The organism is Ignavibacteria bacterium, from assembly GCA_041649015.1.
In the GTDB taxonomy this organism is placed as follows: Bacteria; Bacteroidota; Ignavibacteria; order Tepidaquicellales; family Tepidaquicellaceae; genus CAIKZJ01.
In genome coordinates this window covers 90,046-104,603 of the sequence record JBAZNU010000002.1, presented here as the reverse complement: position 1 = coordinate 104,603, position 14,558 = coordinate 90,046, and the positions used below count along the sequence as shown (strand labels likewise).

Genomic DNA, 14,558 nt, shown 5'->3' with positions numbered 1-14,558 from the left:
ACAATAAATGAAAAAAAGAGTAGTAGTTACAGGCGTGGGTGCCATTACACCTATTGGGTTAACAGTAGTTGATTTTTGGAATTCACTTGTCGAAGGCAAAAGTGGTATTGGTCCGATTACTTATTTCGATACTACAGAATTCGTTACAAAATTCGCTGCAGAGTTAAAAGGTTTCGATCCATTGAATTACATGGATAGAAAACTCTCACAGAGAATTGATCCATTTACCCAATATGCCATGGTTGCTTCTGATATGGCAATTACTGACAGTGGATTAAATCTCGATACAGTAAATAAAGAAAGAATTGGAGTCGTTTACGGTTCAGGTATTGGAGGTATGTGGACTTACCATAAACAACAAAATATTCTTTACGATCGTGGTGGGAATCCTGACAGAATTAGTCCATTCTTCATTCCTATGTTAATTGCTGATATTGCAGCGGGAAGAATATCTATGAAATATGCACTGAAAGGACCAAATTATGCAACTACATCAGCCTGCGCTACATCATCTAATGCTATCATTGATTCATTCATGCTTATTCAAAGAGGTGATGCTGATGTGATGATTACAGGTGGGTCTGAAGCTGTTATCTGTCCGATGGGTATTGGCGGCTTCAACGCAATGAAAGCACTTTCAACCAGGAACGATACACCCGAAACCGCATCACGTCCATTTGACAAAACTCGCGATGGATTTGTTATGGGAGAGGGTGGAGCTACAATAGTTATTGAAAGTCTTGAACATGCTCTTTCAAGAAGTGCTAATATTTACGGTGAAATTGCCGGTGTTGGTTTAACTGCCGATGCACATCACATAACTGACCCAGCACCAAATGGCGAGGGTGTTGCAAGAGCGATGAAAATAGCTATTGTCGATTCAGGTATGAAACCTGAAGAAATCGATGTCGTTAATGCTCATGGCACTTCGACACCTCCTAATGATAGGAATGAAACTGCTGCAATTAAAACCGTATTTGGCGATCATGCATACAATTTGAATATACATTCGATTAAATCTATGGTTGGACATTTATTAGGTGCTGCAGGAGCAATCGAATCTATTGCTGCTTTGTTAACTATTAAATACGGTATAGTCCCCCCAACAATAAATTATAATGAAAAAGATCCGGATTGTGACTTGAATTACACTCCAAATGTAGCTGTTAAGCGTAATATTAATGCAGTACTATCAGATAATTCAGGATTTGGTGGACATAATACTGCTATTGTATTCAGAAAATTTGAAAATTAATATACGCGTTGATTTTCGTTTTTTATGTTCAAATTATTAAATAAACTTAAAATATTTATACCGTTTTTAAAAAAGGAATCTCCGTCTGGAGATTCTTTTTCTAAAGCAACAAAAAAAATAGACTTTGAAAAATTTCAATCAGCTATACACTATAAGATAATTGATAAAAATTATTTTATAAACGCGCTTACCCACCGTTCCTTCCTGAAAATCAAAAAAGATTCTTCAAAAGTTAATCTTATTTCAAACGAGCGGCTTGAGTTTCTTGGTGATGCTGTTCTTGATTTAATCGTAGCAGAATTTCTTTACAGGAATTTTCCTTTAAACGAGGAAGGTGACCTTACTAAGTTTCGTTCAATTCTGGTTAATAAAAGATTTCTTGCAGAAAGGGCAAAAAATATAAAGATTCAGGAATTCCTCCTCGCTTCTAATACGGCTTTGAAATCAATAGACCAGGGTTACGATGCTATACTGGCAGATGCTTATGAAGCTTTGATAGGAGCAATTTTTCTAGACTCAGGTTATGAAAATGCAAAGAAATTCCTGAACATAGAAATATTCTCTAAACTTGACGTTAAATGGCTAAATCAGTTTGATGAGAACTTTAAAAGTCGTTTCCTTGAATATGCTCAGGCGCATACAGATTTTATTCCGGATTACAGAATTATTAAAGAGGAAGGCCCTGAACATCATAAACTTTTTACTGTTGAAGTTCATCTTGCAAATCACTGTCTCGGTATCGGTAAGGGAAAATCAAAGAAACAGGCTGAACAAGAAGCTGCGAAGAATGCGTTACAGAACCTGGATTCTATTGATAAAATGGGTATAAAGAGAAAAAAGTAAAATTTTATGTTAAGGGCTTGACAATTTTTGAAATCAAGTATATCTTTGTAAAAATAAAAGGAGACAATATACAAGTATTTCGATACTATTTTTAAATTAAAAATTCAATTATTAAAATAACGTACCATTTATTAAAGACTAACAATTCGGCATTAGGATAATCTTTAATGAATGGTTTTTTTATACTATATATTTAATATGTTACTAAAATCAAGTTTATGAATTTTACTAAATTCTTATATTTAATATTTTTCTTTCTTATTGTATCTCCGTTGTTTTCACAACCGGATACAAGAAATGAGGTAATTAAACATTATTCCTCACCGGTGGATTTTACTGTCATCTACTCTGGAAACTCATATGTTGAAATTGAATTCACTCCAAAATATACTTCTAATACTGAATTTATAAATTCAGTTCATAATACAAATCGGGTCGGTCACCCTGATATCGGCAGTAGATTTTTTCCCGTTATTACGCCTGGATATTCTAACAATAGAATTGAAATTTTGGATGTTAAATATGAAGAAATAAATAATATTGAAGTAAAACCTGTTCCTGAACAGAAACGCTCTAAAGATAAATTGGAAGTTATTTTTGATTATAAATATAACGATTCATTATATTCTTTGAATTCCCCATACCCAATATTAAACGCTGAATTTATTCAGGATGGAATTTTCAGAAATAAATATTTTGGAATTGCTCAGATTAATCCTGTTCAGTTTAATCCCCTCTCAAAAAGTATTCGTAGAATTACTAGTTTGCGATTTAGAATTGTCTTCTCAGCTAATCCGATATTCTCTTCAAAACCCAACACAAGAGCTGAGGATGATTTCATGAAAGATATTGCTGTAAATTGGTCAAATTCAAAAATGTGGGTTACTCAAGAATATAACACAATAAAAAAATCTATTGTTCCAAGTGTTCTCGCTTCAGGTGATTACTACAAAATTGAAGTTAAAGAAACAGGGATGTATAAGCTAGACAAGAATTTTCTTAGCCAGGCCGGTATAAATATTTCAGGAATAGACCCAAGAACGATTAAGATCTATGGGAATGGCGGTGCTGAACTTCCCTATTTAAATTCCGCTGCAGTACCTGAAGATCTGGTACAGAATCCCGTTTATGTCTCCGGAGAACAAGACGGTGTATTTGATGATAATGACTTTATTCTTTTTTACGGTCAGTCACCGCACCAATGGTTTCTCCAAGGCCAGTCATTTTTCCATAAATTAAACACATATTCAAATTCTAATTTTTATTTTATAACCTTTGGAGGCGTTAACGGATTAAGGATGTCTGAAACTTCGTCACAAAATATCCCAAATCTAGAACCATTACATTTTTTCAGGGATAAATTTTTCGAAGAACCTGAAGTTAATAATCTTGGTACAACAGGTAACCTCTGGGTTAGTCAGAGAATAGGTTACAATGAATTTTTTGCCTTTAACAAACCTTTACCCGGTTATGTCCCGGGTTCCTTAATTAAATGTAAACTTGTTCTTGGTAACGGTGGTTCACAAGACGCAACATACTTAATCAAAGATGATAATTCTGGATTTTCAACTTACCAGTCTATATATGGTGTTAATGGTGTTTTTTCTCATATTACTTTGTCAACAACATCATTTGAATACATATTAAATAGCGGTAATTCAAATATGAATTTAATCGCTTCATTGCCAAACCAGTTGAATTATCCCTCCGTTTCGGGATATTATGATTATCTTGAAGTCTTTTACAATAGATCAACAGGCTCTGCATCAAATAATTTATTAAAAATAACATCACCCGACACAATCGGAACGATTGAATATCAGGCATCACCATTTAACTCTTCTTCCGTAAAGGTATTTAAAGTCTCCGCATTTAATGAAATTTCTATTATTATTCCAATTTCATACTCAAACAGGGTAGTAAGATTTCAGGATAATACAAATTATGGTTCGATCAAAGATTACTATGTTGTCGGAGATAATGGTTACAAAACTCCGAGTTCTATTTCTTCAAAAATCCCCAATCAGAATATTAGAGGTATTTCTGATGGTGCTGATTTTATCATATTTACCGCAAGCGAGTTTCTTTCTGCCGCAAACAGGCTCAAAGCTCAGCGGGAAGCACCCGGCGAAGGCCACCCGAATTATCTTAAAACACTCGTCCTGGAATTAAATCAAGTTTATAATGAGTTTTCAGGCGGTTTACTTGATCCTGTTGCAATGAGAAACCTGCTTAAGTATGCATACAATAACTGGACTAAAAGACCTGTATATGTCCTTTTCTTAGGAGATGGCAGTTTCGATTATAAGAATATATATAACCTTAACTTCAAGAATTATGTTCCTCCAATCGAAAGATCAGATCCTACTATGAATGAAATATCCAGCTACAATAGCGATGATTTTATTTGTGATATAAATGAGAATTTTACATCTCCTGAAGCTGTTCGGACTGATTTTTCCACCGGACGTTTCTGTGTAAATTCTCTTGCTGAAGCGAATACGGTCGTAGATAAAGTAATCGAATATGAATCAAACTCAAATATTGGAAGCTGGAAGAAAGAAATTATGTACGTCGCAGATGATGGATGGACTACTGAAAATAATCAGGGGCAAGAAGGATCGTTACACACAGATCAGTGTGAAAGGCTTGCTGAATCACATACACCCAAAGATTTTGAGAAGGAAAAAATTTATATCGTCACTTATCCTGCAATTATTACTCCACAAGGTAGAAGAAAACCTGGTGCAAATGTTGATATAATTAAAGGTTGGAACGAAGGTCGGTTGTTGATAAATTATACTGGACACGGAAGCACAGACCTTTGGGCTCATGAACATGTTTTCGTGAGAGAAGAATCCGTTCCTCAATTAGATAATAAAAATAAATATCCTTTGGTTACTATTGCAAGCTGCGACCTTGCTCGCTGGGATGACCCGTTCTTAATAAGTGCTGGCGAGCAACTTGTTTATTTGAGCAATGCAGGTGCAATTGGAGTTATTGCAGCTACCCGACCTGTTTATGCGACATATAATGAGACCTTTAATAATGCATTATGGGATAATTTGATGTTTGTTAAAGATACTTTAAATTTACCCATCAGAGTAGGTAAGGCAATGTTCAATGTTAAGAATCAGCTTCCAACAATACTTGAAAATGACATGAAGTTTTGCCTTATTGGAGACCCATCATTAAGGTTGGGGATTCCGCAATATTTTACAAGAATTGATAGCATTAACGGAAAATCTGTTACTTTTGATACTGTTATCGTTCAAGCACTTCAGAAAATGAAAATTTCAGGAAGTATTCTAAAATCTGACTCAACTTTCTGGGATAATTTTAATGGTGATATTGAACTTAAAGTGCTTGATGTTAATAAAAATGTTTCATTCATTGATTTTGGCAGATACTTCAATTTTCGTTTGGATGGAGGAACAATTTTTAAAGGTAAAGCTAAAGTTATTAATGGTAGATGGAATATAGAGTTTATTGTGCCAAAAGATATTTCCTACAATAATGGAAATGGTCAGATTTTGGGTTACTTTAGTAATTCTTCCTTCGAAGGTTCCGGATATTCTGGAAATTTTGTATTAAACGGTATAGATACTTCAGGAGTGAAAGACACAATCAGCCCCGATATTAGTCTGTTTATGGAAAGCAAAAGCTTTAGGAACGGCGATATTGTAAACCAAAATCCAAAACTCATTGCTGATTTCTTCGATGAGAGCGGTATGAACTTAACCGGTACAATAGGTCATAAAATTGAAGCAACCTTGAATGATGACGAAAATAATAAAATTGACCTTACACAATTTTATAATACAACTAATGGATATCAATATGGCACTGTTGAATATAAGTTTGATAACCTTCCTGATGGAAATTATACTATTAAAATAATTGGTTGGGATACTTATAATAACTTTAAAGAAACATTCGCTAATTTTGTAGTCAAGAGTACTTCGAATCTTGTTGTTTCTAATGTATATAATTTCCCGAATCCAATGAAAGATAATACGCAATTCACATTCCAGCACAATTTTGATGTACCGCTTAATGCTGACTTGTACATATACACAGTTGCAGGAAGGAAGATTCAGAATATTAAAAGAACTAATATAAGTGATAAGAATGTTTCAATAGAGTGGGACGGTAAGGATGCCGACGGTGATTATATAGCTAATGGTACTTACATATACAAACTTATTGTCAAATCGGACGATGGTTCGTACTCTAACGTTCAAACAGGTAAGCTGGTAAAATTAAAATAATATAAATATAATATTTAACGGAGGTAAAATGTTAAGTAATTTGAAAGTTAAGTCATTGATCGGATTAGTATTAGCAATTGTTGCTTTTTTCTATTTTGATACGACTTATGCACAAAACACTATTTCAACTGGTGTCCCTTTTCTATTAATCGGACCAAACTCAAGAATGTCGGGTATGGGTGAAACAGGTACGGCTTTTGCCGATGATGCTACCGCTATGCACTGGAATGCTTCTGGCCTGGCTTTTCAGCAAACAGGTACCGAAATCAACTTCACACATTCACCATGGCTGCCCGGATTAGGACTTTCTGACTTGTTCTATGACTACCTTGCTGCACGCCAGTATGTAAAATCAATCAATGGTACTGTAGGCGCTAGTTTGACGTACCTTAATATCGGTGATGTTATTACGACTGATGAATTCGGAAATCTCACAGGTAAAGATTATAAAGCCTACGAATTTGCATTCGCACTCGGTTATGCTACTAAAATTAGCAAACCTATTGGACTTGGCGTAGTTGCAAGACTTATTTATAGTAGATTGTCACCAAACGATGTTACTGTCGGAAATGAAAAGGGTACAGGTACTGCTTTCACAACGAGTTTTGACCTTTCTATGCTTTACAAAATGGATAGAGGTCCAAAATTCCTCAAAGATAAGTTTTCATTCGGTGTTAATCTTTCTAACATGGGACCGAAAATATCTTACGTTGATGCTTCTCAGGCAGACCCGTTACCTACTCAGTTGAGGTTTGGTGTGGCTTACACACTTCTTAAAAATGAAGGTAACGAGCTGTATATTACTGCCGATTTTGCCAAACTTCTTGTTAACAGAAATGCTGATGGGACAGTTGATCCATTCTATAAAGCTTTTTTTACTTCATGGAAAGGTGGAATAGAAGGGATTGCTTCTTCATTCCAGACATCTGTAGGAGCTGAGTACTGGTATGGAAACCCAAAACTCATCGCTCTTAGAGCTGGTTATTTCTACGAAGATCCTTCAAACGGTAACAGAAGGTTTATGACCCTCGGTGCAGGACTAAGATACTCTCTATATGGATTTGACTTCAGTTATATTACAGGTACTGAAGATAATCATCCGCTTGCAAACACCCTTAGATTCGGATTGATTGTAGCATTTTAATAATGCTTAATCCCTTTTTAAAAGCTTATGAAAGGCATATATTTAAAAGATATATGCCTTTTAAATTTATTAATATTTTATAATTCAAATGAAAAAAATCTCTTTCGCATTAGTATTTACTATAATTTTTACATGCTCATTATATGCACAGAAAAACATTCCTAAAAGCAATTTAAGACTGGCTCATACATTAACCAATAATAATGGATATTCTCCCAAACCCTATATTAAATTCTCTGATTCGCTAAAGATTGTTGCTATTCTTGTTGATTTTCAAACTGATTCCGACCCTTTATCAACAGGAAATGGCAAATTTGATTTATCTAATAAATATTATGATCCTTCATTTCAAAGAGATACTGTTATTGATTCACCTCCTTACGATAGCGCATATTTTGCCGATCATCTCCTTTTTGTTAAGAATTACTTTGCAAAATCTTCAAAAGGAAAATTGAATATTACATATGAAATTTATGGTAACGTAATTACTTTGCCTAAAGTTATGAAAGAATATTCACCTCAAAAGAATGAATCAAATCTGAAACTCGGTGAATTATTCAAGGATGCATGGATAATTGCTGATAATTATATAGACTTTTCTGTTTATGACCCGAATAAAACTGCATTCGTACTCTTTCATGCAGGCGTGGGGAGAGATATTGATTTATCATCAATTTTCGGTTTCGATCCCACACCTTACGACATCCCTTCAGTTTATCTGGGACTTAAAACATTGAAAGATATTTACGGTCAGAGTTATAACGGTTTTGTAACTCAGGAAGGATTTGTCATAAATAATTCAATGATTATTCCTTCTACGGAGCTGAGAATGTTGAATTTAACAAGCGGCGATTTCCTTCTTCAACTCGGTATAAACGGCATTCTCGTCGGTAGTGTCGGTAGCTATCTCGGGCTTCCGGACCTTTTCAATACGAAAACTGGAAAGACTGGTATCGGCCGTTTTGGTCTAATGGACGGTCAGTCACTTTTTAGTTTCAACGGTATTTTCCCTCCCGAACCGTCAGCATGGGAAAAAATATACCTTGGTTGGATACAACCAGTAGTAATATCTTCTGGTGATAATTTTTATAATCTAAAAACATCCTCAATCCCTGTGCAGCAGGACTCTACAATTTTTAAAATTTTAATTAACAGTAAGGAATATTTTCTCCTTGAAAATCGGAATAGAAATCCGTACAACACAGGACAAACAGTTTACACAAGAAATAGAGCGTTTAAAGACTCATTACTTTTCATTAAAGATGTTGATGGTTTCATCAATTATGATATTTATAAAATCAATGGAAACCTGACTGATGTATCTTACCTTGACTGGAGTCTTCCTGGGGATATTTCTGATACTTCCAATTTTAGTGGCGGTATTCTTATCTGGCAAATTGACGAGAGTGTCATTGAATCGAATTTTGCATCAAACACTATAAATAACAATATTGAGCATAAAGGTGTAGACCTCGAAGAAGCTAAAGGATCGCAGGATATCGGTGTTACTTTCAATACACCTTTTGGTGCTGTAACAGGAGATGGCTCGTTTGTTGATTTCTGGTATAATGGTAAACACTACGTTCCTTCAACAATATACAAAAATGAATTTACTCCAACTTCTATACCAAATTCACTAAGTTACACACTTGCTAATAATAACATTTATATTACTGATTTTGACACGATTTCTAACGTTATGAAATTCAAAGTGAAAGTAGGTAGTACTCAGCTTTCACCGGTTCCCGGATTTCCAAAATATATCGGTGGCAGCATTAATAATGAGTTTTCACAGGTCATTCCTATTGACATAAACAATGATGGTAAAGAGGAATTGTTCGTTAATAATGGAATAAATATTTACGCGTATAAAAATAACGGTGATGGACTTGCTAATTCAAGTGGTCTCCTGTTCAATGGTTTTGGATCTTTCCCCGTAACATCAGGCTTTTTTGGTTATACTAATGATTATAGGTTAATTGCTCTTCAAAGTAATACTACTAATTCCGGAATTGGATTTTTTAAAGTCAACTCTTCAGGTATTACTGATACTTCTATCATCAGCTTAAACTACATAGTTTCTGCACCTCCCCTTGTCTTAGATTCATCTAAAGTTGTTCTCGGCTTCAACAATGGTTTCGTTTATGAAAAGCTTCTTAACATTAATCAGCTTATTCCGAAGGATACAGTTATTAGAGAACAGGTTAATAAATTTTCGCGCGATAATTCTATTAACTACAGAACTAGTATAAATCCCCAACTGAACACTATATCGGGCAATTTCATTTCATCAAACTCCTCGGATTATATTACGCTCTACAGTAACAATGAACTCTGGATAAATGGTAATAAAATAAATTTGGAATACAGTTCTGTTATAAAGAATATCATAAGTGCTGATGTTAATAAGGACGGCAAACAGGAAATTTTATTTACAAGTAATAATTTGCTTTATGCAGTAAACTCAAACGGTGTTCTCCTTGATAATTTTCCACTGAAAGTTGAATCTGCAATACTTTCCGGAATATCCGTTGCTGATGTGAATGATGACGGTATTTTTGATGTTCTGCTTTCAACACAGTCTGGTGATTTAAACTGTATCGGAATTAATGGAAAATCAGTTAGTGGTTTTCCTGTAAAAGCTGGTCCTAATAACTACTCTACTCCTGCAATCTTTAATTATAATGATACTCTTGCAATCGGACTCGTAGCAGGAGATGGTTACGTGTATTTATTCCGGACTGATAAGAGATATAAAGCGGAAAATGTACTTTGGAAAAATTACCTGAGAGATAATCATTTCTCAAACAATAATTTCAAGGGAGTTCAATCAGCAGTTACCTATTCCGATAAACTTCCTTCGGATAGAGTTTATAACTGGCCTAATCCGGTTTATGTATCTAAAACGTTTGTAAGATATTATATAAATGGAAATGCTTCTTCTGTTAACATTAAGATTCTGGACCTTGCTGGTGAGCTTGTCACAACTCTGACAGGAACTACTTTTTCGAATAACGATAATGAAGTAATTTGGGATGTTTCAAAAGTACAAAGCGGTATCTATTACGGCGTTGTAGAAGCAGTTATTGATGGTAGTAAAGAGACAAAAGTCATTAAGATTGCTGTCGTAAAATAGTACCGGATGGATATTGCAGTACTCATAATTATTGCTGTATATTTCTCATTACACTTATTATTATATTTCGGTTTAAAGCGGTCTGATGGAATTAAACAAAATTCCTCAGACCGTTTTCCTTTTATTTCAGTAATTGTTGCTGCACGAAACGAAGAAAATAATATTGAAGTCTGTATTAATTCCTTGAAAAATATCGTCTATCCTGAAGATAAATATGAAGTAATACTCGTCAATGATAAATCATCGGATTCCACAAAAAATATTATGCATCAATGTACCGAATATCGTAAAGAATTTATTATACTTGATACTATCGATGCACCCGATTCGATACTCACAGGTAAAGTAAAAGCATTGTCATACGGTATTTCGAAATCCAAAGGCGAAATTTTAATGATGACCGATGCTGACTGTACAGTAAATAAAAACTGGCTCATAGAATCTGCAAGATATTATCACGATAATATAGGTTTGCTCTGCGGATTTACTAAGATTGATTACTCAAAAGGTTTGTTCTCCAAGCTTCAGTCACTCGATTGGATTTACCTTCAATCCCTCGCTTCTGCAAGTTCTGGTATTAGTGCGGAATTAAGCTGCATCGGAAATAATCTTTCTGTATCCGCTGAGGCGTATAATTCTATCGGTGGTTACGAAAAACTTAAATTCTCTGTTACTGAAGACCTTGCCTTGCTAAGAAAGATTATATCAGATAAAAGATTTAAGGTTTTTTACCCGATTAATCCCAACTGTTTGGTCAATACATTGCCCTGCGCTGATTTTAAAGAACTTTATAGACAGAAAAAAAGATGGTTTAGAGGTGGGATTGGTATTAACTCACTCGGTTATTTGCTCGGATTTATGCTTTATGCTTCAAATATTGTTCTTGTTTTTGGTCTTCTGTTTATCTCCCCTCTGACCTATCTTGTGTTTATAGTGATAAAGATGATATCTGAATTGTTAATTATGATTCCTGTTTACAGAAAATTTAATTATGAAAACTTAATTTTATATTTTCCATTATTTCAAATTTACTTTGCAATTTATGGACTGCTGCTTCCTTTTACTTTTCTGTTCGGATATAAAATTATCTGGAAGGAGAGGAAACATTAAAATTTTATCACTGGTATTCTGAATTGTGTTTTCACTGACAATGAAGAGTATTCTTGGGCAAAGTTATACGCTGTTATTATATCGAAAATATAAAGTGTAAAACCTAATCCTGCCGAAAATACCACTTTTGAATCAGTCCACTTTATACCTTCAATTTCTTTTTCAGGTGAAATTATTCTTTTAACGTTATAAAGTTTTACGTCAGCTACAAGAAATGGCATTGTAAAATTTGATTTAAGGTACTTATTAAGAAGCACATAAACTCCCCCTCCAAATGATGTTATCTTTGTTTCTGAGGAGTTTAATAGATTCTCCGTCTTAAATGCATCACTGCCAGGATGGTTCTGAAACTGGAATTGCCCGAATACAACAATAGGATAAATTGACAGTGATGCGAATTCAAGTTTCGCCCCGTATGAGATCGAATACTTTGAATTGCTAGCAAATTCATCAAGTGGAAAATCAAATCCCAATGTAGGAGCTATAAAAATACCCGACGGTTTTGCATTTGACGATACATAAACTTTTTTCTTATTTGTTGTGTCTATCTGCTGCTCTCCTCGTTCATCCTGTGAATAAAGAGCAGAACTCATAAAAAATATTATATATATTAAAATTAACTTTTTCATTCATTAAGTATTTCTGATAACAACTTCTTATTGAAATTTTTGTTTTGCCTCGTTGACACTTCAGCTAATATTTTGCTCGCTGTCCTGTAATATTCCACAAATTTCGGATATTTTCTATGCAATAATTTTAAATGCGCCTTAATCGTAATGACGTCTTCCCTTACTATAGGTCCGGTCAAACTTCCTAATACCCCCTGCTCATGAAGGTTTTGCGCTGTTCGTAAATATAACGGTTTCAATACATTAAAAAATCTTTTCTCGCTAATCCCTAATGCACTCGAAAATTCTTTTAGTATATAAAAATTAGCTATCAAAAAATTTGATGAGATTACGCATCCAAGATGGTACATGGATTTATTGTTTTTCTTCAATATGATATTATTCGAGCCGAGCTTCTTTGTTAAATTTTTTAATATACTTAATGCTCTATCACCTCCTTCTATCCCAAAATATATTCCTTTAAGATAATGATTATTCTTGATGGATACTTTTGGAAATGTTTGAGCAGGATGTAACGATGCGCAATCTCTTTTGTAAGCATTGTATTTTTTAAATAACTCAGATGTTAACACTCCGCTTGAATGTACTAAAACTCTTTTCCTGAAATCAATATGCTTTACTTCTCTGTAGTACGTCAATAAATCGTCATCCTTAATAGCGAGTAGTATTATATCCGAATTCTCCGCTATTTCCTGTGTTAACTCATCTGTAGATGTCTTGCAATAAACAAATTTTGCTAACCTGCTCGCTTTTGCTTTTGACTTATCTATTACCGCTTGTATTTTGTAACCTCTATTAAATAACTCAATCGCGAATGCAGACCCGACTCTCCCCGCACCTATTATTGTTATTTTCATCTTTCCAGAATTATTGTTACAGGACCGTCATTCGTTAATCTTACTTTCATATCAGCACCGAATATACCACCCTTAACCCTTTCTGAATAATATTGCCCGCTTATATATTTTAAGAATTTATCGTACATCGGTTTTGACTTTTCAGGATCCTCCGCCATTGTATAACTCGGTCTGTTTCCGCTTTTATTATTGTCTGCACAAAGTGTAAATTGTGATATTATAAGAAGTTCACCACCGGTATCCTTAATGCTTAAATTCATTACACCTTTCTCATCATCAAATATCCTTAAATCAAGTATTTTCTGTGAAAGCTTTTGTATATTTACATCCGTATCACCTTTTTTGATTCCAAGCAGGACCATCAGACCTTTTCCTATTCTGTTATACTCTTTGCCTTCTATTTCGACTGAAGACTCTATGCATCTTTGTACTACTGCAATCATTCCCGTATTATTAAAACTCTGTTATTATTACTGTAATCCTTTTCAAAATTGTAATAACTAATTCCTTCCTCTGATAATATTTTTTCAAGTTTATCCGTTGCATCAAAAGCAATTTCCAGAAAGTAATTTAACCTTCTTACCTTATACATTTTGAAAAGCTTTCGGTAGAATTTTGTCCCGTCTCCAAAATCTGTCACCGCATAAGCAGGCTCATACTTGTTCACTTCGGACATTAGTTTCTTATAATCATCAATCGGTACATAAGGTGGATTTGACACAACATAATCGTATTCCTCTTTAATTTCATAACCCTCATCTAAAAAATCTTCTATCTCTAATCTGTTATTCTTACAATTATTTATATCAAGATTCTTCTTAGCCATAGATATTCCCTCTTCTGAAATGTCTATTCCATGGTAAATGCACTCTATTCCTCGCTTTCCAAGTTCCGAGATTATTGCAACTGCTATGCAGCCCGATCCAACCCCCAATTCGAATATTTTCACATTTTTCTTGCCCGATGCATATACATCATTAAGTATTTTTTCAACAAGCACTTCTGTCTCCTGCCTCGGAATAAGTACGTGTTCATTTAATAGTATTTCATACCCAAAGAAATTTGTTCTTCCTAATATATATTGTAGCGGTTCTCTGCTCACTCTACGTCTTAAATATCCTTTAAGTTTTTCCTTTTCGTCCGTCGTTAATGGTTTCTCATAATCAAGATATAGTTGCAGCCTTTTGCATTTCATTATATCTGCAATCATCAGTTCCACATTCAGCCTCGGATTTTCTATATTCTTTTCCTTTAAATAACTTGTTGAATAATTAAGTATCTCAAGCAAAGATTTTAGCTTTGGCTCGGACATT

Annotated in this window: 10 protein-coding genes; 6 read left to right on the top strand and 4 right to left on the bottom strand. The window is 34.2% G+C overall.

What is annotated here, in order from left to right; translation table 11 throughout:
• Positions 1-7 precede the first annotated feature (7 nt).
• The 6 genes from fabF to WC644_03610 all read left to right on the top strand — a co-directional run bounded on the left by fabF (position 8) and on the right by WC644_03610 (position 11,759).
• Positions 8-1,255: a beta-ketoacyl-ACP synthase II gene (gene fabF / locus WC644_03635; protein ID MFA5011026.1), complete on the top strand. Its 1,248-nt coding sequence runs from the start codon at positions 8-10 to the stop codon at positions 1,253-1,255.
• Between the two features lie 24 nt (positions 1,256-1,279).
• A complete protein-coding gene (gene rnc, locus WC644_03630) occupies positions 1,280-2,098 on the top strand; it encodes a ribonuclease III (GenBank protein MFA5011025.1) in 819 nt (272 codons plus the stop codon).
• A gap of 218 nt (positions 2,099-2,316) precedes the next feature.
• Positions 2,317-6,369, top strand: coding sequence for a type IX secretion system sortase PorU (gene porU, locus WC644_03625; GenBank protein MFA5011024.1), 4,053 nt, complete (start codon positions 2,317-2,319; stop codon positions 6,367-6,369).
• 40 nt (positions 6,370-6,409) lie between these two features.
• A complete protein-coding gene (gene porV, locus WC644_03620; GenBank protein MFA5011023.1) occupies positions 6,410-7,513 on the top strand; it encodes a type IX secretion system outer membrane channel protein PorV in 1,104 nt (367 codons plus the stop codon).
• An 88-nt stretch (positions 7,514-7,601) separates the two neighbouring features.
• On the top strand, positions 7,602-10,649 hold the full coding sequence (locus tag WC644_03615; GenBank protein ID MFA5011022.1) for a T9SS type A sorting domain-containing protein: 3,048 nt from the start codon (positions 7,602-7,604) through the stop codon (positions 10,647-10,649).
• A 6-nt stretch (positions 10,650-10,655) separates the two neighbouring features.
• The gene (locus tag WC644_03610) at positions 10,656-11,759 is read left to right on the top strand and encodes a glycosyltransferase (protein ID MFA5011021.1); all 1,104 of its coding nucleotides are present in this window, start codon (positions 10,656-10,658) and stop codon (positions 11,757-11,759) included.
• Here the strand turns inward: WC644_03610 and WC644_03605 are convergent.
• From WC644_03605 to prmC, 4 genes are read right to left on the bottom strand one after another with little or no spacing between them, the layout of a single operon-like run.
• Positions 11,756-12,388, bottom strand: coding sequence for a hypothetical protein (locus WC644_03605; protein MFA5011020.1), 633 nt, complete (start codon positions 12,386-12,388; stop codon positions 11,756-11,758). The genes WC644_03610 and WC644_03605 overlap by 4 nt on opposite strands.
• Positions 12,385-13,245: a DUF2520 domain-containing protein gene (locus tag WC644_03600; protein ID MFA5011019.1), complete on the bottom strand. Its 861-nt coding sequence runs from the start codon at positions 13,243-13,245 to the stop codon at positions 12,385-12,387. Before WC644_03600 ends, WC644_03605 begins: the two co-directional genes overlap by 4 nt.
• Positions 13,242-13,688: a D-aminoacyl-tRNA deacylase gene (dtd, locus tag WC644_03595; protein ID MFA5011018.1), complete on the bottom strand. Its 447-nt coding sequence runs from the start codon at positions 13,686-13,688 to the stop codon at positions 13,242-13,244. The genes WC644_03600 and dtd overlap by 4 nt, the downstream gene beginning before the upstream one ends.
• Complete coding sequence (gene prmC / locus WC644_03590; protein ID MFA5011017.1) at positions 13,685-14,557, bottom strand: peptide chain release factor N(5)-glutamine methyltransferase; 873 nt, start codon at positions 14,555-14,557, stop codon at positions 13,685-13,687. The genes dtd and prmC overlap by 4 nt, the downstream gene beginning before the upstream one ends.
• Position 14,558: the final 1 nt, after the last annotated feature.

Bases quoted from the DNA above. Each gene is read 5' to 3' on its own strand.
- fabF (MFA5011026.1), top strand. From the start codon at position 8: ATGAAAAAAAGAGTAGTAGTTACAGGCGTGGGTGCCATTACACCTATT.
- rnc (MFA5011025.1), top strand. From the start codon at position 1,280: ATGTTCAAATTATTAAATAAACTTAAAATATTTATACCGTTTTTAAAA.
- porU (MFA5011024.1), top strand. From the start codon at position 2,317: ATGAATTTTACTAAATTCTTATATTTAATATTTTTCTTTCTTATTGTA.
- WC644_03615 (MFA5011022.1), top strand. From the start codon at position 7,602: ATGAAAAAAATCTCTTTCGCATTAGTATTTACTATAATTTTTACATGC.
- WC644_03610 (MFA5011021.1), top strand. From the start codon at position 10,656: ATGGATATTGCAGTACTCATAATTATTGCTGTATATTTCTCATTACAC.
- WC644_03605 (MFA5011020.1), bottom strand. From the start codon at position 12,388: ATGAAAAAGTTAATTTTAATATATATAATATTTTTTATGAGTTCTGCT.
- WC644_03600 (MFA5011019.1), bottom strand. From the start codon at position 13,245: ATGAAAATAACAATAATAGGTGCGGGGAGAGTCGGGTCTGCATTCGCG.
- dtd (MFA5011018.1), bottom strand. From the start codon at position 13,688: ATGATTGCAGTAGTACAAAGATGCATAGAGTCTTCAGTCGAAATAGAA.
- prmC (MFA5011017.1), bottom strand. From the start codon at position 14,557: ATGTCCGAGCCAAAGCTAAAATCTTTGCTTGAGATACTTAATTATTCA.